This window comes from Desulfomicrobium salsuginis (assembly GCF_054657795.1).
This window is the reverse complement of record NZ_BAAHYA010000002.1, coordinates 1,025,562-1,049,070: the sequence shown is the minus strand read 5'-3', so window position 1 is coordinate 1,049,070 and position 23,509 is coordinate 1,025,562. Positions and strand designations below refer to the sequence as shown.

The following is a 23,509-nucleotide window of genomic DNA, read 5'->3' as shown; positions in this document are numbered from 1 at the left end:
CTCCCCATACGGCAAAGATTTGCATAAATCCAGTAGCCTGCGGGCCGGCTCCCGGCGGGGCCGGACGGCATCGGGCGCATCGGGTGCGGCGAAATGTGGTTTGATTTTCTCATGATCTGGGATAGATGGTTGCCGTTTGCGTCGCGGTCCCGCCCGCGACCGCGTCCGGCTTCTGCCCGGCGCGCTTCCGTCACGTCTTCCCGGAGTATCGCATGATCATACCCGTCATACTGGCCGGCGGTTCCGGCACCAGGCTCTGGCCCCTGTCGCGCAAGCTCTATCCCAAACAGCTCCTGGCCCTGGTGGACAGCAGCACGCTGGTCCAGAACACCCTGTCGCGGCTGCACGGGCTGAACGACCTGGCCGATCCACTCATCATCTGCAACGAGGACCACCGCTTCATCATCGCCGAGCAGATGCGGGCCATGGGCGCGACCCCGGACGCCATCATCCTCGAACCCGCGGGCCGCAACACCGCCCCGGCCGTGGCCGTGGCCGCCCTGCGCGCCCTGGAGAAGGACCCGGACGGGGTGCTCCTCATCCTGCCGGCCGACCACCTCATCGCCGAGCCGGCCCGCTTCCACGCCGCCGTGAATGAGGCCGCGGCCCATGCGGCCAAGGGGCATCTGGTCACCTTCGGCATCGTGCCCACGGCCCCGGAGACCGGCTACGGCTACATCCTGCAGGGCAGCCCCCTGGAAGAGGGCACGGCCCGGGCCATCGAGCGTTTCGTGGAGAAGCCCGACCTGCCCACGGCCGAGAGCTATGTGGCCACGGGCGAATATTTCTGGAATTCCGGTATGTTTCTTTTCCGTGCCGACACGGTCCTGGCGGAACTGGAGCGTTTCGCCCCCGCCATCGTCCAGGCCTGCCGCGAATCCCTGGCCAAGGCCGGACAGGATCTGGACTTCCTGCGTCTGGACCGGGCCCCCTTCGAGGCCTGTCCCGAGGACTCCGTGGACTACGCCGTCATGGAGCAGACGGACAAGGGCGCCATGGTGCCCCTGTCGTGCGGCTGGAACGACCTGGGTTCGTGGGAGGCCCTGTGGCAGGCTGGGAGCAAGGACGAGAGCGGCAACGTGATCCGTGGCGACGTGGTGACCTGCGACGTCCACGACTCGTACCTGCACGCCGAGACGCGCCTGCTGGCGGCCGTGGGGCTGCGCAACCACATCGTGGTCGAGACCGCCGACGCCGTGCTCATCTCGCCGCGGGACCGGGTGCAGGAGGTCAAGAAGATCGTGGACAAGCTCAAGGCCGAGAACCGCATCGAGGCCGTGGCCCACAAGAAGGTCTTCCGCCCCTGGGGGCACTACGAGTCCATCGGCGACGGCGCGCGCTATCAGGTCAAGCGCATCACGGTTTCGCCGGGGCACGTCCTGTCCCTGCAGAAGCATTTTCACCGGGCCGAGCACTGGGTCGTGGTCCAGGGCACGGCCGTCGTGACGCGGAACGACGAGGAAATCCTGCTGCGAGAAAACGAATCGGTCTACCTGCCCCTTGGCGCCGTGCACCGCCTGGCCAATCCTGGCAAGATCCCGCTGGAACTGATAGAGGTGCAGGTGGGCAGCTACCTGGGCGAGGACGACATAGTGCGGTTTGAGGATGTTTACGGACGGTGATGGACGGGATGGACCTTATGGACGAAATGGACTTTGGCGGGGATAGGCGGGGGTGATGGGGCGCTGATCCTACAGCCCCTGTCCATATCGTCCATCCGGTCCATCAAGTCCATCTCGTCCACCCGGCCCCCTCCAAAAAAATCCCCGGCTGCCCAAAGGCAGCCGGGGATTTTTGTCGGCAGGCTCAGGCCGTTTTTCCACGGGGCGGCCTCTGCAGGCTGATGCGCCCTATCTGCCCCGCCCGCAGTTCGTTCAGCAGGATGCCGGCGGCCTTGTCCTGATCCACCTCGCCGCCCTTGACCAGGCAGCCGCGCTTGCGGCCCACGGCTTCCAGCAGTTCGAGCCCCCCGGCGGGCAGTTCCGTCAGCTTGTAGCGCGCCTGCAGCAGTTCCGGGTATTCGCGCAACAGGTAGACGCCCGCGCGGGCGGCCACCTCGGCGTTGTCCATGGCCGTCTCGCGCACGGCGCCGCTGGCGGCCAGCATGTAGGAGGCCTCTTCGTTCTCGATCTTGGGCCAGAGCACGCCGGGGGTGTCGTAGATGGTCAGCTCGTCGCCGATGTGCACGCGCTTCTGCTTGGTGGTGATGGCCGCCTGGTTGGCGGCGCGGGCCACCCGGCGGCCGACGAGGGCGTTCATGAGGGTCGACTTCCCGACGTTGGGGATGCCGACGATGAGGCAGTTCACGGGCTGCATGACGAAATTGCGCGGCGGGACCATGCCGGGCAGCACGGCCAGGATGCGCCTCGCGTCCTTGGCCGAGGTGCCGACGATCTCCATGGGCACGGCCCCCTGCGTGCGGTAGAACTCCTTCCAGGCCTCGGTCACGGCCGGGTCGGCCAGATCGCTCTTGTTCAGGACCTTGAGGCAGGGGCGGCCGCCGCGCAGTTCGCGCAGCAGGGGGTTTTCGCTGTAGCCCGGCAGGCGGGCGTCCAGAACCTCGATGACCACGTCGACCTTGGCCATGACGAGCGCAATCTGCTTGCGGGCCCGGTGCATGTGGCCCGGGAACCATTGGACGGACATGTCAGCTCCTCCCGCCGGGCAGCAGGCCTTCCTGGCGCAGCAGGGCCTGCGGGTCGGGTTCGCGGCCGCGGAAGAGTCGGAAGACGTCCATGGGGTGGCGGCTGCCGCCCAGGGCCAGGACCGTGTCGCGGAAGCGGCGGCCCAGGGCCCTGCGCGCGTTCGGATCGTCCAGCCCGGCTTCCTCGAAGGCCCCGAAGGCGTCGGCGCTCAGCACCTCGGCCCACTTGTAGCTGTAGTAGCCCGCGGCGTACCCGCCGGAGAAGATGTGCGAGAAGGAGCACAGGAAACGGTCCTCGGGCAGGGGCGGCAGAGGCAGGATGTCCTGGGCGATGGTCTGGGCGACGGCCAGCGGGTCGAGGCCCTCGGGGTCGGCCGTGTGCAGGGCCAGGTCCGTCAGGGCGAAGGAGACCTGGCGCAGGGCGTTGGAGCCGGCGCGGAAGGTGCGGGCGCCGAGCAGCTTGTCCGCCATGTCCTCGGGCATGGGTTCGCCGGTCAGGTAGTGCCGCGCCAGTCCGGCCAGGGTTGGGCGGTGGTAGCACCAGTTCTCCATGAACTGACTGGCCAACTCCACGGCGTCCCACTCGACGTTGGAGATGCCGGCCACGAAGCCGTGCCGGACCGTGGTCAGCATGTGCTGCAGGGCGTGCCCGAACTCGTGGAAAAGGGTCGTCACCTCCTGGAAGCTCATCAGCGAGGGGGCTCCGTCCAGGCCGGGGCGCTGGTTGCAGTTCACGTAGGCCACGGGCAGGCGGATATCTCGTCCCGATGCCGCGCAGACGGTGCTGCGGCCGCACAGCTCGTCCATCCAGGCCCCGCCCCGCTTTTCCTCGGGCCGGGCGTAGGGGTCGAGGTACAGCCCCGCGATTTCGAGGCCCCGTTCGTCGAGGACGCGGTAAAACGTCGCGTCGGGATGCCAGACAGGCACTCCGTCGGCCGCCTCGATGCGGACGTCGAAGAGCTCGCCGATGCGCTCGAACAGACCCGTCAGGACCGCCGGCAGGGGGAAGTAGGGGCGGACAAGGTCGTCGCGCAGCCCGAAGCGTTCCTCCTTGAGGCGCTCGGTCCAGAACATGACGTCCCAGGGCTGGATTTCCTCGTGCTGGCCGCGCTCGCGGGCCAGATCGCCCAGTTCGATGAGGTCGCCCAGACCCGGGTCCGTGGCCGCGTCGCGGATGGTGTGCAGGAGGGCCTCGATGCCCGCCGTGTCCGGGGCCATCTTGCGGGCCAGGCTCATGGCCGCGAAATTCCCGAAACCGAGCATCCCGGCCTGCTCCCGGCGCAGGGCGAGGATGCGCAGGATGAGCGGCAGGTTGTCGTTCTCGCCGGCGGATGCCCGAGTGATGTAGGCCCGGTAGACCTCCTCGCGCAGGTCGCGGCGCGAGGCATGCTGCATGAAGGACAGGAAGGACGGCAGGTCCAGGGTCACGGCCCATGGGCCGGCTTCGGCCGTGGCGCCTTCGTGGCCGCGAGCCCTGGCCTTGCCCGCGGCCAGGCTCAGGGAGTCCACGGGCAGGCCCGCCACGTCGTCCGGGCTGGTCAGGACGAGGGCGTAGGCCTGCGTGGCGTCGAGGACGTTGTTGGTGAAGCGGGTGGACAGCTCGGCCAGTTCCTGGCTGATGGCGTTGAACCGCTCGCGGGCCTCGGCTTCGAGGCCCACACCCTGAAGCGCCGCGTCGCGGGCCAGGAGGGTGATGGTGCGTTGCAGTGCCTGGCTGAAAGTCTGATATTCGGGGCTTTGCAGCAGGGCCGTGAGGCCTTCGTACACGGGACGGCTCTGACCCAGGCGGCTGGAAAATTCCACCACCAGGGGCTGGGCCTCGGCGTAGGCCTGGCGCATGGCCGGGGAGTTCCTGACGTTGTGCAGGTGCGTGGCCAGTCCCCAGGCCCTGGAAACGCGGTCCGAGAGCCGTTCGAGGGGCACGAGGAGTCCGTGCCAGGTGGCAGGGCGCGAAGCCTCCAGAATTTCCAGGTCCGCGGTGCTGCGGGCCACGGCCTCCTGGATGGCGGGAACGACATGGTCGGCGGTGATGGCGGGGAAGTCCGGGAAAATCTCCCAGTTCAGGATGGGGTTGTGCTCGGGCATGATGGTCCTTGGCATAGGGAAGTTTGTGACGTGTTCCGGTCTACAGAAAAGGGGAGGGGCGGACAAGGCGCATCGGCCATCCGTTTCCGGCCTGCCCCGTCGGCCCGGAAAGCGAGAGGCCCGGTTGCCCGGGCCCCTGATCGTTCAAAGGTCATTTTGACGGCGCGAACTCGTGGTGCGGGGCGCCGCAGGTTCCGCGCGTCCCGCGGGGCGGAGCGCGCCGGACGTCCGCCTAGTTCTGGGCGTTCAGTTCGGTCTGCACCTGCTGGATGAGCTCCTTGGCCTTCATCAGCTTGTCCTGCTGCTCCGGGGACTGGAGCTGGCCGGACATGTAGGAGGTCTTCTGGCTCATCTCGTCCAGGATGCTGCTCATGAGCGCGGCGCGGGTCTTGGCGGGCAGGGTTTCGAGGTCCGCCACCTTGGATTCCATGGTGCCGACCTTGGTGTCGAGGGTGGCGACGGAGGTCTTGATGGAGGCCAGATCCTGGACCTGGGCCGTGAGGCTCTTGATGTTCTGGTTCAGATTGAAATAGAAGCCCAGAAGCAGGATTACGGCCACCAGGGAGGCGAAAAGCGCCGCCTTGCTCATGTCCTTGCGTGGGGTTTCGGGGGCTGCCGCGGGCTCGCCGGCCGAGACATGCGCGTCATGCCCGGCGGAGGTGTCGGTTGACTCCAGAACGACCGGCTCGGCCTTGGCCTGGAGCAGTTCCTCCACTTCGTCATGGGTCATGGATTTTTCCCTGGTCAACTCCCGGGCCAGGCCGGCGAAATCCTCGTAGGACGTCACCTTGGCGGGTTTTTCGGCAGACTTTGATTCCTTGACGACCTCGGTCAGCGTGGGCTTCTTGGCCTTGCGCTCCAGTTGCACGACTTTCTTGGCGGCTCCCATCATATCCTCCGTCACGAACAAATAAGAATGCTTCTATACAAAGGCCGTTCCGAAGACCAGCCCCGGTTTCAGGCCGTCAGGGTGCGGATGCCCACGGACTTGCGGATGCGCTCCAGGAAGGGGCGGCTGTAGGCCCGGGCCTTCTCGGCGCCTTCCTTCAGCACCTTTTCGATGTAGTCCGGGTTCTGCATGAGCTCGGCGTATTTCTCCCGCGGCTCGGCCAGCTGCTCGTTGACCACCTCGAAGAGATCCTGCTTGACGTATCCCCAGCCGATGCCGGCGGCGAACTTGGCGCGCATCTCCTCGACCTGGGCCGGGGTGGCGAAGGCGCGGTACATGTCGAACAGGGCGCAGCCCTCGGTCTCCTTGGGTTCCTCGGGGGCCTGCGAGTTGGTCACGATCTTCATGATCAGCTTGCGCAAGGTCTTCTCCGGGGCGAAGAGCGGGATGTAGTTGTCGTAGCTCTTGCTCATCTTGCGGCCGTCGAGGCCCGTCAGCACGGCCGTGGACTCGTCCACGCGGGCCTCGGGCAGGACGAAGTGCTCGCCGAAATGGTGGTTGAAGCGCTGGGCGATGTCGCGGGTCATCTCCAGGTGCTGGATCTGGTCCTTGCCCACGGGCACGATGTTGGCGTTGAACATCAGGATGTCGGCGGCCATGAGGATGGGGTAGCAGTAAAGCCCCATGGTCACGCCCTTGTCCGGGTCGGGGCTGCCGTTCTCCTCGTTCTCCTGGACAGCGGCCTTGTAGGCGTGGGCGCGGTTCATGAGGCCCTTGGCCGTCATGCAGGTCAGTATCCAGGTCAGCTCCGGGATCTCCGGGATGTCGGACTGGCAGTAGAAGGTGCTCTTGTCCGTGTCCAGGCCCAGGGCCAGCCAGGTGGCGGCCACTTCCAGGCGCGACTGGTGCACGCGCTCGGGGTCCTGGCATTTGATCAGGGAGTGGAAGTCGGCCAGAAAGTAGTAGGAGTTGACGTTTTCGTCGCGGCTGGCCTCGATGCACGGTCGGATGGCGCCGACGTAGTTGCCGAGATGGGGCGTGCCGGAGGTGGTGATTCCGGTCAGGACGGTCAGTTTCTTCATCGGTGAAAACCTTAAAGCATTGGTTTGATGATCATATTTTGCACGAAGGCCGAGACGGGGGACAAGATCATGCCCAGTCCGCCGGTGATGGCCAGCAGAAGCAGGATGATGAAGCCGTAGCGCTCGAGCTGCATGAACTTCATGGCCAGATGACCCGGCAGCAGGCTGGCCAGGATCTTGCTCCCGTCCAGGGGCGGGATGGGCAGCAGGTTGAAGGTGCCGAGGATGGCGTTGATGAAGACGCCGGCCACGGCGATGTTGATCATGGGCCGCAGCACGTATTCGGCGGACTGGGCCGAAGGTCCCTGGGCAAAGGCCAGGAGGATCTTGAGCACCAGAACAAAGAAGACCATGACCGCGAAGTTGGCCATGGGCCCGGCCAGGGACACGTAGAGCATGCCCTTGCGGTAGTCCTTGTAGTAGTTCGGGTTGATGGGCACGGGTTTGGCCCAGCCGATGAGCTGGGTCAGGACCAGGACCAGGGTGCCCACCGGGTCGAGGTGCTTGAGCGGGTTCAGGGTCAGGCGCCCGGCCAGCTTGGCCGTGGGGTCGCCCATGAGATAGGACACGTACCCGTGCGCGAATTCGTGGCAGGTGATGCCGAGGAAAAAGGGCAGGGCGATGATCGAGAAATGGTGCAGGGTCTGGCTTATGTCGAACATAGACTGCATCGGCTATCATCAAGCGCCCCGGCGGGCAACTCCTTTCAGCGCCAGCGGGCGTAGAGGTCGTGGGGGATGGAGAGCTGCTCCATGACCCGGCCCGTGAACTGGGCCACCAATTCTTCCACGGACTGCGGCCGGTGGTAGAAGCCCGGACACGGCGGCATGATCACGGCCCCTGCCCGGCGCGCGCGGAGCATGTTTTCGAGGTGGATGTCGTTCAGGGGCGTCTCGCGCGGCACGAGGACCAGGGGGCGGCGCTCCTTCAGGGCCACGTCGGCGGCGCGGTGGATGAGGTTCGTGCCCACGCCCGTGGCGATGGCGGCCAGGCTGGCCATGGAGCAGGGGCACACGACCATGCCCGAATGCTCCCAGGACCCGCTGGCCGGGCCTGCGGCGATGTTTTCGGGCTCGTGGATGACATGGAAGAACGCGTCCAGTTCGGCCGGGTCCGCGCCCAGTTCGTGCCGGAACACCTGCCTGGCGGCATCGGACACGATCCCGTGCAGTTCCACCCCCGGCGCACTGCGCAGGGCGCGGGCCAGACTGCGGGCATACTCCATGCCGCTGGCCCCGGTAACGGCCAGGACGATGCGTCGGGTGCTGCTCATGACCTCTCCTCGTGATTCAGTTTGCGGACAATCGGGCTATCCCAGAGCAGAAAGCTTGACAAGCCCGGGCCGTCTGCATAGGTAGTCTTTCCTCGTGCGCAATTAGCTCAGTTGGATAGAGCGTTAGCCTCCGGAGCTAAAGGTCGCAGGTTCGATTCCTGCATTGCGCACCAAAGAAATCAAGGGCTTATCGGGAACACACCGGTAAGCCCTTTTTCTTTCCCCGCTCTATTCCCAGCATGGAAATCCGCTCCCCGCAAGGTTTACGACGGCACCTTCAAGAATTGAGTGGTCCGATGTTTCCCGGCGGGTCACCTGTCAATTGTTCTTATACCGCTGCGCCATCTTCCTGATGGTCTTGATAGCTTCGTTCCGGAGCCACTGCGGTTCGATGATCTCGAAATTCCCTCCCCAGCGCAGGGCCCACCATAGCACCTCTTCCGGTTCCGCCACATCGACCTCGAAAAAGAGGCTCCCGTCACTGTTTTCAGTGAGCTTCTGCGACGCGTGGCGGGACTCTTCGCGGATGAACGGTGCAATTTCCGCAGCGAACCAGACCTTGACGTGCTCGGGTTCCAAATCTGACGCATAGATGCCGAAGACGTTCGTCCGGCGGCGGGTGAAGTCATAGCCGCGCAGGCCCGAGAAGGTCAGCCCCAACTCGTGTACGCTGCGAATCCGACAGACCTTGAAGCAGCGTATCTCCTTGCGCTCGATGCAGTATCCGTCCAGATACAGGAACCCGTCCACTACGAACACCTGATAGGGCTCGACTTCGTAGTCCTCGGCAGGTTGCCCCGGCTTGCAGTAGCTGATGCGGATGCGCCTGCGGTTGATGGTGGCCTTGAGCAGGTCGTCGACGATCCGTTCCTGGCGTGGCTGCCCGCCATGGGAGACGCCGTGTTCGAGCAGGGCTCTGCAGATGTCGCAAAAGGATTTCTCTTGGCCGGCCAGAAGTTTCGCCGCCGCAGCCCTGGCGTGTTTGGCCAGGAAGGACTCCTGCATCTCCCCGAGTTGGCTCAGGGCCAGAATGATGGCCAGGCGCTCATCGAGGCTCAGGTCGGGGATTGGCAGGAACGCATCCTTTGTGAGGTTCTGCCGTTTTCTTGCCTTGTCGTATTCGAAACTGACCCCCAGTTTCTTCATGAAGTCCCGGTCCCGGTTGTATGTCGACTTGCCGATGCCCAGTTCCTCCTGAAGCGCCTTGGAGGACATCTCGGGCTTCGTCTTGACGAGCTGGTACAGGAGCAGCACGCGTTGCAGTTGTTGGATCTTCTTGGAATCGTTTGGCATGCGAGTCTCGATGTCTTGGGGTGACGGGGCGCCTCGGGGAGAGGCGAGGACCGAGGTGCATGTAGCGCTTCTCGCTGAACAAATCCAGCAATGTCAGGGTGTATGACAAATCAACACGTCCGGAGTTCCCTCACATGAGTTCGAGACGTCTCCTCATTACCGCAGACTGGCCCGGACGGCCTCCACGATAGGGCCCTTGTCCGCAAACCTGTGCCCTCCTTTCTCGGCAGTCACGATCGTGGCGTGTCCCGAGAATCTTTCAACCACTGCTTCAGGGTTGATCAGGTCGTCATCCAGGTTGACGACGAGGGCGATTTGCGCAGCATTGGGCGGCATCGGAATTTCGATCTCGGGATAGTTGTAGAAATACGGGTTGAGCAGGACGCAGGAGAGGTTCAGTTCCTTCGGCAGAACGCACGTCATGCGGTAGGCCCAGTAGCCGCCCAGGGAGATGCCGACGAGGAGCGCGCCGGGATGGGCGGAGATGACGCCCCTCAGGAAGGTTTCGATCTCCTCGTGCGTGCGTTCAAGCGGTCTGTAATCGGGGATGAGCACGGTATGTTCTGATGCGAAGCACTCCTTGATGGCCTTGCCGCTCCCTGACCCTTCGGGGGTGGACTGCTTGCCGTGAAGGAAAATTATGGTCTGTTTGCGGTCTTTCATGGTGGCCCTCGCGAGATTCTTTGCTTGATGAGTATTCCGGGATGTCGGCTAACGCCAGAATTCCGTTCTGGCCTCCGCGATGAGTGAAAACACCTTCCCGTCATCGCGTGCCATCGTCCGCCCCGTCAGACCCGCAACCCACCTTGCCGGAAGCCTCCTTTTGCCGTGCAGCGCACCGACGGCCGCGCCCACGATGGAGGCGATGGTGTCGTTGTCCTTGGTATCGTTGACGGCGCGGACGAGTGCCTCCTCCGGGTCGTGGGCGTGGCGCATGAGGATGTAGAGGGCGCTTGGCACCGTCTCCAGGAGATAGGCGCCCGAGAGCCAGATGTCGCAGGCCTCGAAGGTGTTCAGGTTTTCGGCGTACGCCCACTCCAGTTTGTCCAGGACAAAGTCGCTGAGCGTGCCGTGAAATACGTTCTTGAGGCAGCCTCCGCGCGGAGCGTAGCCAACATTGCCCTGGAGGTCGCCGGCCAGTTCGGAGTATCGCCGGGGCCACCAGGCGGGCTCGGGCGGTCTCCGCATGTCCAGAAGTTCCCAGAGCATGGCCGTGAAAGCCAGGCAGGACGAAGTGGACGCATGGTCGTTGTGGGTCATCATGGCCGCGAGGGCCGTGTCGGTCCAGACGTCCGTACCGCCGTGGCGCAGGTGCGGGACGAGCATGGGCGCGATGCGCATCAGGGCCCCATTGCCGGCGGAGTGCTGACCGCTTTCGTGCCATGGCCGGCCTGATTTGAACGCATCGAGGAAGTCTTTCATGGTCCGCCCAATGCCGTAGATCCTGCCGCTGTCCGCAAACTTCCGAGCCAGACGCTCCGGAACAAAGCTGCCCTCGTCCTCAAGAAGCTGTTCCAGGGTCCAGAAGGTCAGCTGCGTGTCGTCGCTGGGGTATCCCTTGGCGTTGCCGTTCCGGTCGCAGATCAGGTAGTCGCGGATCTCGCCGTGGAGCCGCCTTCTGACCAGGGGCAGCTTCGATTCCGAGGTATTCCCGAGGGCGTCGCCGATGGCCGAGCCCAGGAGCATCCCCTCGACGCGGTCGAAGTCGAAACCGGGTCCCTTTGGAGTGAGGGTAAGATCGAAGATCGCTCCACGCTCCAACCGTATGACCTTGTCCTGGAACATCTGGCGCAGCCTGGCGGAATTGTGCTGATGGACTTCGTTCAATCGTGACCTCCAGGGCCTTGTGCAGAGGGGTTCGTTGGCAGTGAGGACAAGGTCCGGCTGGTCAGGCTGGACGTCGCTGGTCTTGCACTGATCGGGGTTGTTGGCCGGAGTGCCCCAGGGCTCCGGCCCACACGAATGAGCGTCCAGGGCGATTGAGTGGAGGATTTCTTCATACGGAACCTGGTGCAGGGTGCTTTCGCTCATCATGCTCCTCGCTGGTTGCGGCGACGGTTTGGATGTTGTCGACGCATTCTTTGTGCTGTTTGCGGCTCGCTTCCACAATCGCGGCGGGGAGGATGGTCCCGCGATGCTGGGAGCATCATGGAACAAACATGTGGGGGGGGATCAGGTCGGCGTGCGGATCGTCTTCAGTTATCGAGAAGTGAAGTAGATTTGCCCTGCTGGGTTCGATGGAAAGAAAGCGGAATGGCGTCAGGACCAAGGACCGGATGCGGTCCATGTGCGGGGCGCGGGGACGCCCTTCGATATCGATGTGGCGATCGGTGCGAGAAACGATTCAAGCGCGGTCGTCAACTCGTGGAATGAGGGCGGGATATGCTCGTGCTGCAGCCTTTTGCGGAAAGCCGCCCACTGATTCTGCTTGGCCTCCGCGAAATCTTTGCTGAAGGCTTCAATGTCCGCGGGGAGTATTGTTTCTCTCTGTCGGAATGTCAACGTGATGGCCTCGGCCAAGTCGTTGCCGACAAAATCGAATTGGCGCGACAGAAGCCATATGTCGTAAAAATCCTTCATTCGACTATTCAAGGCACCAAGGGACACCATGGCTTCGAACTTTTCGGCGATGGCGCTTTCCCGGCTGTAACAGAGCAGTCTTGGAGCTGGTGAATCGAGGAGCGTGGGCAGTTCCGACATCTCGGGGCCGGGATGGATGATGTCGCCGAAACCGATATCAATTTGCATGCTGATCCGAGCCGTGCCGAGGGTTCCGAGGAAGCGCACCCTGATTCCCTCGTATTCGGCGTCCTCCGTGATGCGCTCGGTCCGGATCGAATCAGGGGCGAACACGAGCCCGTCCGGATCAACCCCCGCCGTCATGATGTCCCGCATCTGGCTGACTATGCGCGCCTCCTGGCTGCTGGTCCTGCCGAGCATGTCGATATCCATGGTAGACCGGAATTGTGGGGACCGCCAGATTCTGAGCATCAGTGCCCCTTTGAGGATGAAGCTGTCCGCATGCGCAGAACGGGAAAGCCGGTACAGGAAGCGCTCCATGGCGTAGTACTGCAGGAGTTCATTGAAAGGCCTCCCATCATGCCGGGCTATGTTCAGGAGCCGTTGCCGGACGGATGCGGCGGCATTCTTGCCGGATGTCACAGGGTTGCCTCCAGGTAGGGGCGCATCACGTTCTGGACCCGGCAGATTTTCGCATAGTCGAGGAGAGCTGCGAGTTTGAAGGGCTTTCGGGTTTTGTAGAGTTTGAGGGCTTCCAGCACCACGTCCATGCCAATCTTGTTTCGGAATTTGAAGCAGTCGGCGATGGTTTTCTCAGGTGAGTAGATGTTGACCGGTACCCCGTCGATCCGGTGCTCTTCGACGCCAGCCAGGTACGACGCACCGGAAAACCGGTGCACAAACAGCGGGGGGTGATCCAGCGCAGGCCGTCGCGCCTGTGGCGGAATGGCCACGGAGACCCCGTGCGGAATTTGTGTGGTGATCTCGTGGAAGGCGAGGGCCGATATCAGGCAGACGACAGCGTTCGGGACGCGCAGGGCGACGGTTACCAGATCCGGGTTGCCGATAGGCGGCAGCTCCACGAGGCGATACACCCCGCGGCTGAGTTGTTCGATCACGCCGCTGTCCCTGAGGGCGTAGAGCATGTAGCGGGAGATGCCGCGCGTGATGGCTTCGCTCATCCGCAGTCGGCCGCCGTTGGCTCGGAAGATGTCTTCAGGGGTCTGCTTCATGGTTGCTACCAGACAAAATGTCATGCTTTATGAATAAGTATGGACAATATGTCTTGTTGCGATCGGGAAATCAAGGGCCATTCATTCAATAATCTGCGGGTGCGCCCGTTTTAGAGCATTGCTGCCACGTAAAGGGGGGGGCAGGAACGCTTCAGTGGTAATTCTATAATATTTCAGAATAATCTCGTCCGAAATAGGCTCGGGGCTTCTCGGCGGGAGGTGGAAAAAAGTGGGATCTTCCCACCTTCGCGGGACGATCGTCGTCTTGTCCGTGGTCAATGATCGTGCGGAATTGGTAGGAACAGTTTGAGCTTTTCGACATGAAAAGGTTCAGGCTTTCGGCCCAACCGCAGACCACAGGAGAGACGACATGAGAAGACGCCCCAGAAACAGGATCAGCTCCGGTTCCATCGATGCCACACCCGAGAGCCGCTACGCGCGGATCAGAACGGCCGGTTGGCTCATGCGTGTGCTGGATAGAAAGATCGTTCTCAACTCTGCGCTCTTTGAATGCGCGTCCTGGTGTCTTGGCGGACTGGATTTCTGCCTGAACGCCCTTGTTAAAGAAGTGGAAAGCTACGGCCTTGTCTCCAACAACGAGGAAGAGCTTGAAGTCCTCATAGAAATCAACCGGTTCGCCCTCTTCAGTTTGACCAATGGCCTCGAAGAGTTCCTCCAGAACCATCCTCGCTACCAAAAGACAGTCCGGGCACTCCTGAAGGAAGAATGCCGGAGCGTGCATGCCGCAAGAATGAAACGCCCTCGTTCCTATGCCATGGCTGCGCAGCGCCTGCAGGATCTCTTCGGGCTCGACCAGGACAGCATGGACTTGTGCGAGTTCCTGTTCATCAACCGGGCATTTGAGCCGGTGGAAAGTTACTTCGAGGACAACCTGCATGTCATGCGATTCGGTGGAACCGACTTTCTTGCCCATATGCTCGGCATTCCTGGTTCGCGTTGCCGGATCATCCTGCGGGAACTGGCCTATTTGGGCATCGCTGAGGTTGCCCGGGCAAGCGTGGTGCTCGAGGACCCCATCAAGGACCTGTGGACCGAAACCGATTCCAAGCGGATTTCCGAGGCGTTCTGCCGCCCTCTTGAGGGGGAAGCGCTGCCGCTCGAAAATTTCAGCATCCCCGCCGATCAGGTGGAGCATGTGCGGGCCGTGCTCCGGCAATCGGGTGACCGGCCCGTGCATATTCTCCTCTACGGCCCTCCGGGCACCGGCAAGACCACGTTCGCCAGAAGTCTGGCTGCGGCCGAAGGCATCCCGGCCTGGTCCGTGAGTCCGCCTCAGGGTGCGGACAACGACCGTCGAGCACAATTGACGGCGGGGGTGCGTATTGTCTCCCAGCACGACAGGGCTTTCCTGCTCGTGGACGAGGCCGAGCGCATCCTCGATTGCGACATGTTTTCCCGGCACAAGAACGTGGACAAAGCCTGGCTCAATACCTTCCTGGAGAAGCCTGGCCAGCGCGTGGTATGGATCACGAACCATGTGCATCACCTGGAAGGGGCGGTACGCCGGCGTTTTCATTTCAGTATCCATTTCGAGCCGCTGGGGCGAAAGGAGCGGAGCTCCATGTGGCGGCAGATCCTGGAGCGGCACGGCGTGCTGAATCGCTTGGATGACGCCGAACTGGCGGATCTGTCCCGCACCTACGATGTACCGGCTTCGGTCATGGAGATGTCCGTGACCCAGGCTGCGGCGCTTACCGGGAGAAAGCGGAGCGCTTTTGTCCCCGCCCTCAGGCGCGTGGTGGATTCTTATGAGACGCTGCGACGTGACGGAGGCAAGCGCCGTAAGAAAATTTCGGTGGCACCACATTACGACCCCAAAGGCGTCAGTTTGGAAGGTTCCGTTGATGCCCTGCTTGGGAAGCTGTCTCGTGTCGATCACCTGCTGCGCAGCGGCGGCGAATTGAACGCCGGCGCGGCCACAATGCTCTTCTACGGACCTCCCGGCACCGGCAAGACCGCTCTCGCCCGGTATTTAGCGGACCGGCTGGAGCGTGAATGCAAGGTCGTCCGCGCCAGCGACCTGCTCGGGCCATATATCGGGATGACGGAAGCGAACATTTCGGAGGCTTTTCGGGAAGCGGAGCGCGACGATGCCGTCCTTGTCATTGACGAAGCCGACAGCTTCCTCTTCCCAAGGGAAATGGCGACACGCTCCTGGGAAGCCGCCCATGTCAACGAGTTCCTGACAGCCCTCGAAGAATGTCGGGGCTTCTGCATCTGTACCACCAATCGTCGGGACAACATGGATCAGGCAGCCATGCGTCGGTTCAGCCACAAGATTGCGTTCACATACTCCAAACCGGAGCAGGTGAAGGCGCTTTATGACGCGCTCCTGGCCCCGCTGGCGCCGGAGCCTCTGCCGAAAGAATTGGAGACGGGGCTCCTGGCCATGCGCCGCCTGACTCCCGGTGATTTTCATGCCGTTCGTTCGCGGATGCTTTTTGATGACGAAAGGGGAGGCACGCACCATGAGCTGCTTCAAGGCTTGCGCAGGGAGCAGGATTTGAAGCTCGACAGCGATCGGCGGGGCATGGGTTTTTTGAAATAGGAGTGCGTCATGATCATTGATCCCGAGTATTGCAAATTCGATCCGGCTACACAGCGCCTGATCGTCTCCATGGGGCTGGCTCCCGACCAGGGGGGCTTTCAGGTCCGTCTGCGTTCCTGGAACGAGGGCGGGGGAGTGGAACTCAGGGAAGGCGGCGGTTGGAAAAGAAACGACGACGCCTTTGACTACCCGATCGCGTCAGACGACGTTTTCGACCTTGAACCGGACCATCCGGTGCGCGCGTACCATGACGCGTTGCCCGCGGACGTGACAAGCGTGTTGCGCCGGTTCCGTTCAATGCAATGCCGCCTTATGCATGTGATCGGCCAGTTTCCCGAAAGTAAGGAGATGGCCGGGTCCGCGCCGATTTTGTTCTGGCTGGCCTCGAACATGCTCGGACCGGCTCCGTCCAAGGCCGATGTCAGAAAGCTCTATACCCGCCGACGTGTTTCGATCCTGGAATCGTTTTGTGGGGCTTCAAACAGATCGCTTCTGAAGTTTTTGTCGAAAATTCGTGAGTTCGGTTACTCGCTCAAAGATCTTGAGCTGTTGCGCCGCATTCTCAACGATGGGGAGTTTTTGAAAAAGGTGCGTCATTACCGGCAGATCAACTGGCCCGTGCTGAAGGTGTTTTACACGCAACGGTACGTGATGGATCTTGGATGCGCCAAGGACTGCCTGGCGGCTGACAGCTGCCGGGATGCCTTTCGGTATTTGTACAAGGTCTGTCGTGATATTCGCGATATCCGCATGATGTGCAAAATGCTCGAACGTGAAAATCCGGAGCGGCAGGTTTTGGCCATGAAAAGCGCATTTCAGATTCGAGACCTGCACGATAAAATCGCCAGGGATCTCAGCAAAAAAGAAAAAGAGACCATCATCGCCCACTATGGTGAAGTTTTTCCTCCGTCGCCACTTAAAGAGACAAAAGATATCGAGTATATAAGCAATGTCGGCGACTTGCTTGAAGAAGGGTTGGTGATGAGGCATTGCGTTGGTGAATTTGTCTACCAGGCATTGCGAGGGGATGTTTTTATTTATCGCGTTCACGCGCCGGAGAGGTCGACTTTGGCGGTGCAGAGGTCTGCTGATGGGGAGTTTCGGATGGAACAGGTTAAGTTGTATCGGAATGGGAAGGCGTCCAAAGAGACATGGAATGTTTTAATAGGGTGGGTGTCTGGGGTTGATACATGCACTATAACCAGGCCATAGAGCCTGGTTATAGTGAAAAATGAGAATCGCAGGGGCTATTTGCGCAAAATTCTATCTATTTCAATAAGTTTTTTGCTGTTTTTCTTCAATGATAGATATAAATCATTGAGCAATTCTTTGGCTTCCTCAGCAATCTCTTCGCGATTAGATTTCGATTTTGTACTAACTAATTGATTAATTCTGTTAGTTATGGTTCTTTTCTTTCCAAGAAAACTTGCGTCGTTGACTTCCCAATATATTTCCCAGTAATCGTAATCTGGAAATTTTTTAGATATGTCTGCTATTGTCAGACCGTTTTTTACATGATCATTCATTGCATCAAGTTCATGTTTTTTAATGGCCATAAAATTCTCGTTTTAAAAAATTAAATTGTTATAGAATGAATTTCGTTGGATTATTTGTAGAATAATGTTTGTATCATTGTACTGCTTAAATGACTTACAACACATCAGTATTTGGTGTTGAACGTGGTGTCACCCAATTAGCTTTTTGAATTCTTTCACGTTATTTGCCACGCCGCCCTGAGGAGTGTTCAGATAGCCGTGTACAACCATGTCGCGAAATATTTTAGTGTCTCTCACATTGACTAAGTCCTTGTTCTTTTGCAGGCAGGCACCGATCAACATCTTTTCCAATGATGAGATATCTTTCTGCGGGTTGCCATTTGGCTGTGCGAAGTAGTTTGCCTGAGTAAATTTGGGAATAAATGTCAGAAGCGGGGTGCATTTCCGCGCTGCTATGCAGTTATCATAGTGTTTTATTTTGTGAGGTTGGAAGCACTCTTTGAAAAATCCTGCTTTATCTGATTTTCCTACGTACCATGGTCGAACACCTTTTCCGGCTCGAATAGAAAAAATATATATACCTATTGCGTTAGAGAGACCCTCATTTTCCTCTTCAACCCTTTGCCAGAATTCCTTCAGATCGTCCCGATTTCTAGATATCAGCCCATTTTCTTGTTTTGGAATATCAAAAGGGCCGTACGGAAAAAATATCATGATAGCCTCCTGTCTATGGATGTTGCATTATGAGTAGGGGATGGATTGAATGATCAAAATTTGAACTTATTTGTATAATATCGTAAATCAAATGCCTAAGTCAATGGAGAAGTCTGCCAAGTTATAAGATTAAGCATTGAAAATGGTATGGTGTACTCATTTTTGTATGCTCTTCTAAATGGTAGTGTAGTCCAACTGCTGCTTCTCCGGAACCTCGCGAAAGCGCGATTTCGGGCAACGCGTCCACAATTCTCCCAGCTTCGCCAGCGCCGCCTCCCCGGACAGAGGTGCCGGGCCAGCCAGCACCCGACAAGCGTCCCGGTCCGGCCCACGCCGCCCCAGCAATGAAGATAGACTCCTTTGCCCCTCGCCAGTGCCGAGTCGATCTCGTAGAGGATGTCGCATGTCGTGGCCTCGACCAGGGGAGTGCCCATGTCCGGGACCGGGAAGGCGTGGTGCTCGGCCTGCGGGTCGATCTGCTGGAGGATGTCCCGGTAGGGGAGCAGGCAGTCGAGGGACGTGGTCAGGTCGATGAAGAAATTGATGCCGGCCGCGGTCAGAGCCTGCAACTTGGGAACGGACGATTCGTGGTCGTGATTGCGCGGGTATTCGCCGACCAGAAATCTGCCTGGGATGACCCAGTAGGAGATATCGATGCGTTTGCGTCATTCGTGTCCCCCATAATTCTCCTGCCCCATATGACCTCCCTGCATTGTCACGGTTTTCGATTTTGTTCCTCGACAAAGTCAAAGAGTTTCTTTCGTGCCTGTTTGAATGTCCTTTGAGCGTTTAAAAGAGGAGTTTTTGTATTTCCGTCTTGCTTGAAGTTTTCCTTTTCTTCGAGATATTTCTCATTACATATGATATAATTTTTCAATAGATTGTAATTTTCAAGTGCATTATCGAGATGATTATATTTAAAATGATCATCCCCTTGCTGGTAGCTTCCAATTGACCATACAATTAAAGCCATCAATGATTGTGATTCTATATGGTGCATTTTTTATCCTTGTCTTGGTTTGCAAGTATAATATTGAAATCGATTTTCTCACCTGCGCACGGAAATGGGAAACACCATTTCCGTGCGATTCCCCGTGTTGATGTCAAAGATGACCATTCTGAAGTGTTGATACGGGCGCCACGGCAGGTAGACGAAGCCCTGGCTCATGTCGGCCGGGTAGATGACGCGGTCTTCGAAGGCGTGCATGGCCAACTGCTTCTTGAACTCGATGGTGAAACCGTCGGACAGGCCTGCGGCTGTGCCGGATGCAGCGCCGGTGGTGCCGCCGATGATCGCCCCGGCCTGCGCACCCGCGCCGGCATCACCGCCGGCCGAACCGATGCCTGCACCGATGCCGGCCCCGATGGCCGCTCCGGCCACCGCGCCCACGACCGCCCCCGTCACCGCCGTGGTACCGATGGAGGATGAGCGCACGTTTTGGGCGGCGGTGCCGATGGTCAGGGCCACCGTATAGGACCCGTCGCCCTGGACGCCGAACATCTGCTGATGGTTGATCTCGAATTCCTTGGTTCCCGTGTGCCGGACGATGACATGGACGGGGAGGATGTTGGCCTTCTTCAGGTCCGTGTTGAAGATGGCCTTGGATTGCTCCTCGGTATCTATGGGAACGACGGCAACCTTGAGGCCATCAAAATCCTGATGGTTGGGGATGGACTCGGGAGACTGAAAGGACACGCTTTCTACCTTCAGCGGTGCCGTGCAACCCGTAAGGAGTCCGCAGATCATCAAAGCGGCAAGGATGCTTCTCACAGATTACCCCCTGGGAGCGGCTTCGAGTGTTTTGAAATATTCGCGAAGGTTTTGCGATTTGTTCATCTGGCTGAGTATGTCACCAACAGCCTTGTCGACGGCACCGTCAAAGCCCGAAGCGAACCCGCGGCCGGCCTCCTGGTAGGTCATCATCTGCTCGTTGATGCCGCCGGATTGGTTGACCTGACTGGTTCCGACCCACATGACCTTGCCGGTCGCGGCGTCCTGCAGTTCGGCGCGGATGGCCAGGCGCGTGTAGCTTTCAGCACTGACCGTGGACCAACCGGTTTTCACGTCCATCTTGGAGTCGATATCCTGCAGTTCCACGCGCATGAGGGCCTGAATCCCGTCCCGGCTTGCCGCATCGTCCAGGATGTGCACCTCCTGGAACTGGTAGGCCATGGCCTTGGTCAGTTTCACGGCCAGAGCCTTGCCGATGGCGAAGTCGAACTGGCCCATCTTGATGGACTGCGAGGCAGTGGCTTCGAGGAGCTTGGGGGAAAGGTAGAGGCCCAGGGAAATGTCCCGCATGTTGATGACTTTCATGCTGGAAAACGCCTCGTAGCCCAGGCTCGTGCCCAGCTCCGGTTTGACCTGGACCTTGGAGCAGCCGGTGACGGCCGTCATTGAGCAGAGGATGAGAAGCAAAAGTGTGGTGCGTAACATGAATGACCTCCGTTTTGCGGTGTTGAAATTGGGATGCCCTCGGCTGGGATGACACGGACAGGTATCATCCAGATGTATCTCTCTGGAACTTGAATTTTAGGGATCGGCCCATGCTGTGGGGAGTATCTTTCAGCGACATAGGCTTGGGTGGCGTCCGTTCAGGTCCTCTCGGCAGGCGTTTCATGGCAGGGCGTAAGACACCTTGTTCTCGGTGGTCAGAATCCAGCCCTTGCCCTGCAGTTCGGCAAGGAGCGACGTGAGTTCATCGTCGGCGAGTTGCTTCTGGAACAGGGAGCTGATGGTGCTGGAGAGGGTCTTGATGGTGCGCGGCTTGGCCGAGCCCCGCTGCTTGAGGTTGCCGACGATCACTTCGATTTTTTCAGTAGCCGTCTTCGCATTCGACGCCTTGAGTAAAGGGATGTCGGCGATGGAACTTGAACGTGCAATTGAGATCTTCTTGCTGCGCAAATGCTGGATCAGCGGATCGAACCCCTTGTCCTTGGAAATGATGTGGAAATAGGCCTTCGGCTCCTGTGCGACCAGTTGGCCGATATAGAAGGCGATATGGAAATCCAGGGCGTTGGACCCGTTGCCGGATATCTTCACGTACTCAGCGCGGGTCCCCATTTTCTGCACGGGCGCTACGAGTTCGTAGGCCAGCTTGTTCTGATTGGCGCCGACGAAGATGAGAACCTTGAAATGTTCGGCGTCCAATCCGGGTAACGCCTCGATCTGAACGTTTTCGTGGTCGATGAGGACATAGTTCGTGCGCAAGATCATTCTCCCTTATGATACTACCTGTGGGCCGAGAAGATCAGCAGTTGTCTCAAGCAGCCAAGCCGCGATGTCGGGTCATGGTATGAGACGCTGTGGGGATATAGCGGGCAGGAGATGTATGACACAAGTGTTTATTGAGGATTGGCATGTCCTGTTTTCAGTTGACCTTCAGCCTGCTCGGGCATAGATACATTTTAGCGCCGATTTGATTTCAGCTTGCGGGCGCTCTACAAATGCAGCTAAAGCGAGGGACATCCCGCTTTGGCGCAAGCTGAGCGGATTTTTTTTGCCCGGAATCCGGGCGTCGCCGATTTAATCGACAACTTGCGGGGCGACCAAGAAATACTGCTAAAGCGTTGGCCCACGACTCTGCTCCGTAGTGCGCCATACGCCCACAGTTCGGAGCAAAGGAGTTTTTGGGCCATGTCGACAACAACACCTGCCGACCATTTTCATCTTTTTACTTCCGAATCCGTGTCCGAAGGCCATCCGGACAAACTCGCCGACCGGATCTCCGACCGGATCCTCGACGCCTTTCTGGAACGCGACCCGCATTCCCGGGTCGCCTGCGAGACGATGCTGGCCGACCAGTGTGTCATCGTGGCCGGGGAGTTCAAGACCCGTCGGATCGATGACTTCCACGCCGTGCGCGATTCCGCCGAAACCCTGGTGCGCCAGGTGCTCCGTGACGCCGGTTACCGCAGCGCGGAAACGGGCATCGATCCAGAAGCCTGTGAAATCCAGGTGCGCTTCAACGGCCAGTCGAAGGAGATCGGCCAGGGTGTCGACCGCCTGGACGGGATTCTCGGCGCCGGCGATCAGGGGCTCATGTTCGGGTACGCCTGCGACGAAACCCCGGAGCTCATGCCCGCGCCCATCGTGTATGCGCACCGATTGGTGCGCAGGCAGGCCGAGGCGCGCAAAAGCGGGCTGCTGCCGTGGCTCGGGTCCGACGCCAAGTCCCAGGTCACGTTCCGATACATTCAGGGCCGTCCAGTCCAGGTCGAGGCTGTGGTTCTTTCCACCCAGCACGACGCTGGCATCGGGGCGGACGTGCTGCGTGCCGAAGTCCGCAAGCACGTCATCGACCCCGTCATTCCGGAAGGGCTGCGTTCCCCTGCATTCCGCACCCTGATCAACCCGACCGGCAGCTTCGTCACCGGCGGCCCCAAGGGCGACGCCGGCCTTACCGGCCGCAAGATCATCGTGGACACCTACGGCGGGGCCGCCCCGCATGGGGGAGGGGCCTTCTCCGGGAAGGACCCGTCCAAGGTGGATCGCTCGGCCGCATACATGGCCCGCTTCCTGGCCAAGCAGGTCGTGGCGCGCGGATGGGCGCGGCGCGCCCTGGTGCAACTGGCGTACGTCATCGGCATGGCGGAGCCCGTCAGCTTCATGGTCGACACCTTCGGCACCGGGACGGAGCCATGCGCGATCATAGCCTCCCAACTTGGCCGCGAATTTGACCTGCGACCGCAGGGTATCATCGACATCCTGGATCTGCTCCGTCCCATCTACTATCCCACGGCGGCCTACGGGCATTTCGGGAGAACCGACCTGAGCCTCCCATGGGAGGTGGTGCGATGAAAGCGCGAGGCAAAGGAGTGAATTCCGAGTTCAGGCCCAAGGCGTATTTCGGCCCCCAGAAGCTCGAAGAACACCTGCTTTCGAACGTGCATGGCGGAGTGGTCAGGAACCGGATGCGTGAGATGATTTCGGCCGGGCATGAGAAGGAAGCCCAAGAGCTGATCGATGAGATCGTGAATGACGGTGGGGAGATCGCCACCTATCTGGAATCCATCCACCCCATGTTCATGGGCGGCAACTACCTTCCCGAGCGCCAGCATGGGGAGGTCGAGATCGGTCGCATCAACATCAAGTCCACGACGTACGATGTCACCAGTGTTTATGCCGGGCGGTCGAACGGGAAAATCCGCCTCAGGGTCGTTGACGAATACGGCGGCGATACATTGGTCGGGCATCCCGAGATGGAAACGGAACGTCCGTTGACAATGGGGGAGTTCACCGATTTCTTTCTGGGCGTGTGGCCGTTCATCGATGTCGTAATGATGAACGCCGAAGGGGATCTGGGCGAAGGTCTCGACTTTTTCTGGGCGGAGTCGAGCTTCTACCCGGACTTTGATCTGCTCCTGCGACAGAGGGTGATCGAAGCGTATGCAAAAGCGTACGAACAGGACAGAGAAGAAGGATGAAAACGCGGAACGGGAGCTCAATCATTAAGGCCCCGTTTCCGTCGTTGCTCTCGGCCTCAGAGACCTCGCCGAACGGGATGACGTTCATATCCTCTATCTGTCAGCTACGTATAATCCCTCAAATTTGTAAGATTTGGCATGCTTACTGGTTGATTCTTCAATTTATATCAATATATCAGCATGTTGCAGAACAAGAGGCTTGATTTTGAGCTAAAATAGCTATTCAAGGGTCTCGAAAAGTTAATATTAAAAAAAAATTAATTATTTCAGAATATTATTTGTCTC

General features: G+C 59.7%; 24 protein-coding genes and 1 tRNA gene. 7 read left to right on the top strand and 18 right to left on the bottom strand.

The window, feature by feature from the left end:
* Positions 1 to 212: 212 nt before the first annotated feature.
* Positions 213 to 1,622: a mannose-1-phosphate guanylyltransferase/mannose-6-phosphate isomerase gene (locus ACYQ3G_RS11910; RefSeq protein ID WP_459826038.1), complete on the top strand. Its 1,410-nt coding sequence runs from the start codon at positions 213 to 215 to the stop codon at positions 1,620 to 1,622.
* 184 nt (positions 1,623 to 1,806) lie between these two features.
* On the opposite strand, the gene ylqF is transcribed toward ACYQ3G_RS11910, so the two are convergent.
* From ylqF to ACYQ3G_RS11880, 6 genes are all read right to left on the bottom strand, one after another.
* On the bottom strand, positions 1,807 to 2,646 hold the full coding sequence (ylqF, locus tag ACYQ3G_RS11905) for a ribosome biogenesis GTPase YlqF (RefSeq protein ID WP_459826037.1): 840 nt from the start codon (positions 2,644 to 2,646) through the stop codon (positions 1,807 to 1,809).
* A 1-nt stretch (position 2,647) separates the two neighbouring features.
* Complete coding sequence (locus ACYQ3G_RS11900; protein ID WP_459826036.1) at positions 2,648 to 4,729, bottom strand: M3 family metallopeptidase; 2,082 nt, start codon at positions 4,727 to 4,729, stop codon at positions 2,648 to 2,650.
* Positions 4,730 to 4,961: 232 nt separating this feature from the next.
* Complete coding sequence (locus ACYQ3G_RS11895; RefSeq protein ID WP_459826035.1) at positions 4,962 to 5,618, bottom strand: hypothetical protein; 657 nt, start codon at positions 5,616 to 5,618, stop codon at positions 4,962 to 4,964.
* 68 nt (positions 5,619 to 5,686) lie between these two features.
* Positions 5,687 to 6,700: a tryptophan--tRNA ligase gene (locus ACYQ3G_RS11890; RefSeq protein WP_459826034.1), complete on the bottom strand. Its 1,014-nt coding sequence runs from the start codon at positions 6,698 to 6,700 to the stop codon at positions 5,687 to 5,689.
* Between the two features lie 11 nt (positions 6,701 to 6,711).
* Positions 6,712 to 7,362 (bottom strand): site-2 protease family protein, encoded by a 651-nt coding sequence (locus ACYQ3G_RS11885; protein WP_459826033.1) that lies wholly within the window; start codon positions 7,360 to 7,362, stop codon positions 6,712 to 6,714.
* A gap of 44 nt (positions 7,363 to 7,406) precedes the next feature.
* Positions 7,407 to 7,973, bottom strand: coding sequence for a UbiX family flavin prenyltransferase (locus tag ACYQ3G_RS11880; protein ID WP_459826032.1), 567 nt, complete (start codon positions 7,971 to 7,973; stop codon positions 7,407 to 7,409).
* A 96-nt stretch (positions 7,974 to 8,069) separates the two neighbouring features.
* On the opposite strand from ACYQ3G_RS11880, the gene ACYQ3G_RS11875 reads away from it, so the two are divergent.
* Positions 8,070 to 8,146 (top strand) — tRNA-Arg (locus ACYQ3G_RS11875).
* Positions 8,147 to 8,291: 145 nt separating this feature from the next.
* Here ACYQ3G_RS11875 and ACYQ3G_RS11870 read toward each other — a convergent pair.
* From ACYQ3G_RS11870 to ACYQ3G_RS11860, 3 genes are all read right to left on the bottom strand, one after another.
* The gene (locus ACYQ3G_RS11870; RefSeq protein ID WP_459826031.1) at positions 8,292 to 9,266 is read right to left on the bottom strand and encodes a helix-turn-helix transcriptional regulator; all 975 of its coding nucleotides are present in this window, start codon (positions 9,264 to 9,266) and stop codon (positions 8,292 to 8,294) included.
* 156 nt (positions 9,267 to 9,422) lie between these two features.
* Positions 9,423 to 9,929: a YqiA/YcfP family alpha/beta fold hydrolase gene (locus tag ACYQ3G_RS11865; RefSeq protein ID WP_459826030.1), complete on the bottom strand. Its 507-nt coding sequence runs from the start codon at positions 9,927 to 9,929 to the stop codon at positions 9,423 to 9,425.
* 48 nt (positions 9,930 to 9,977) lie between these two features.
* Positions 9,978 to 11,093: an ADP-ribosylglycohydrolase family protein gene (locus ACYQ3G_RS11860; protein ID WP_459826029.1), complete on the bottom strand. Its 1,116-nt coding sequence runs from the start codon at positions 11,091 to 11,093 to the stop codon at positions 9,978 to 9,980.
* A gap of 190 nt (positions 11,094 to 11,283) precedes the next feature.
* On the opposite strand from ACYQ3G_RS11860, the gene ACYQ3G_RS11855 reads away from it, so the two are divergent.
* Positions 11,284 to 11,484 (top strand): hypothetical protein, encoded by a 201-nt coding sequence (locus ACYQ3G_RS11855; protein WP_459826028.1) that lies wholly within the window; start codon positions 11,284 to 11,286, stop codon positions 11,482 to 11,484.
* Positions 11,485 to 11,525: 41 nt separating this feature from the next.
* On the opposite strand, the gene ACYQ3G_RS11850 is transcribed toward ACYQ3G_RS11855, so the two are convergent.
* Positions 11,526 to 12,428 carry a nucleotidyl transferase AbiEii/AbiGii toxin family protein gene (locus ACYQ3G_RS11850; RefSeq protein WP_459826027.1) on the bottom strand — a complete coding sequence of 301 codons (903 nt, stop codon included), beginning with the start codon at positions 12,426 to 12,428 and terminating at the stop codon, positions 11,526 to 11,528.
* A complete protein-coding gene (locus ACYQ3G_RS11845; protein ID WP_459826026.1) occupies positions 12,425 to 13,018 on the bottom strand; it encodes a type IV toxin-antitoxin system AbiEi family antitoxin domain-containing protein in 594 nt (197 codons plus the stop codon). Before ACYQ3G_RS11845 ends, ACYQ3G_RS11850 begins: the two co-directional genes overlap by 4 nt.
* A gap of 370 nt (positions 13,019 to 13,388) precedes the next feature.
* Here ACYQ3G_RS11845 and ACYQ3G_RS11840 point away from each other — a divergent pair, with 370 nt between their 5' ends.
* On the top strand, positions 13,389 to 15,587 hold the full coding sequence (locus ACYQ3G_RS11840; RefSeq protein WP_459826025.1) for an AAA family ATPase: 2,199 nt from the start codon (positions 13,389 to 13,391) through the stop codon (positions 15,585 to 15,587).
* A 9-nt stretch (positions 15,588 to 15,596) separates the two neighbouring features.
* Entirely contained in the window at positions 15,597 to 16,799 is a 1,203-nt protein-coding gene (locus tag ACYQ3G_RS11835; RefSeq protein WP_459826024.1) for a PcfJ domain-containing protein, read from the top strand.
* 35 nt (positions 16,800 to 16,834) lie between these two features.
* Here the strand turns inward: ACYQ3G_RS11835 and ACYQ3G_RS11830 are convergent, their stop codons facing one another.
* From ACYQ3G_RS11830 to ACYQ3G_RS11800, 7 genes are all read right to left on the bottom strand, one after another.
* On the bottom strand, positions 16,835 to 17,143 hold the full coding sequence (locus tag ACYQ3G_RS11830) for a hypothetical protein (protein WP_459826023.1): 309 nt from the start codon (positions 17,141 to 17,143) through the stop codon (positions 16,835 to 16,837).
* Positions 17,144 to 17,272: 129 nt separating this feature from the next.
* Entirely contained in the window at positions 17,273 to 17,797 is a 525-nt protein-coding gene (locus ACYQ3G_RS11825) for a hypothetical protein (RefSeq protein ID WP_459826022.1), read from the bottom strand.
* A 95-nt stretch (positions 17,798 to 17,892) separates the two neighbouring features.
* Positions 17,893 to 18,432, bottom strand: coding sequence for a protein-tyrosine phosphatase family protein (locus ACYQ3G_RS11820; RefSeq protein WP_459828320.1), 540 nt, complete (start codon positions 18,430 to 18,432; stop codon positions 17,893 to 17,895).
* 80 nt (positions 18,433 to 18,512) lie between these two features.
* On the bottom strand, positions 18,513 to 18,797 hold the full coding sequence (locus ACYQ3G_RS11815) for a hypothetical protein (RefSeq protein ID WP_459826021.1): 285 nt from the start codon (positions 18,795 to 18,797) through the stop codon (positions 18,513 to 18,515).
* Positions 18,798 to 18,845: 48 nt separating this feature from the next.
* Positions 18,846 to 19,493: a hypothetical protein gene (locus ACYQ3G_RS11810; protein WP_459826020.1), complete on the bottom strand. Its 648-nt coding sequence runs from the start codon at positions 19,491 to 19,493 to the stop codon at positions 18,846 to 18,848.
* A 78-nt stretch (positions 19,494 to 19,571) separates the two neighbouring features.
* Positions 19,572 to 20,234, bottom strand: a complete 663-nt coding sequence (locus ACYQ3G_RS11805; RefSeq protein ID WP_459826019.1) for a hypothetical protein — start codon at positions 20,232 to 20,234, stop codon at positions 19,572 to 19,574.
* A gap of 180 nt (positions 20,235 to 20,414) precedes the next feature.
* Entirely contained in the window at positions 20,415 to 21,014 is a 600-nt protein-coding gene (locus tag ACYQ3G_RS11800) for a PIN domain-containing protein (protein ID WP_459826018.1), read from the bottom strand.
* A gap of 420 nt (positions 21,015 to 21,434) precedes the next feature.
* Here ACYQ3G_RS11800 and metK point away from each other — a divergent pair, with 420 nt between their 5' ends.
* A complete protein-coding gene (gene metK, locus ACYQ3G_RS11795) occupies positions 21,435 to 22,598 on the top strand; it encodes a methionine adenosyltransferase (protein ID WP_459826017.1) in 1,164 nt (387 codons plus the stop codon).
* Entirely contained in the window at positions 22,595 to 23,224 is a 630-nt protein-coding gene (locus ACYQ3G_RS11790; RefSeq protein ID WP_459826016.1) for a hypothetical protein, read from the top strand. Before metK ends, ACYQ3G_RS11790 begins: the two co-directional genes overlap by 4 nt.
* Positions 23,225 to 23,509 lie beyond the last annotated feature (285 nt).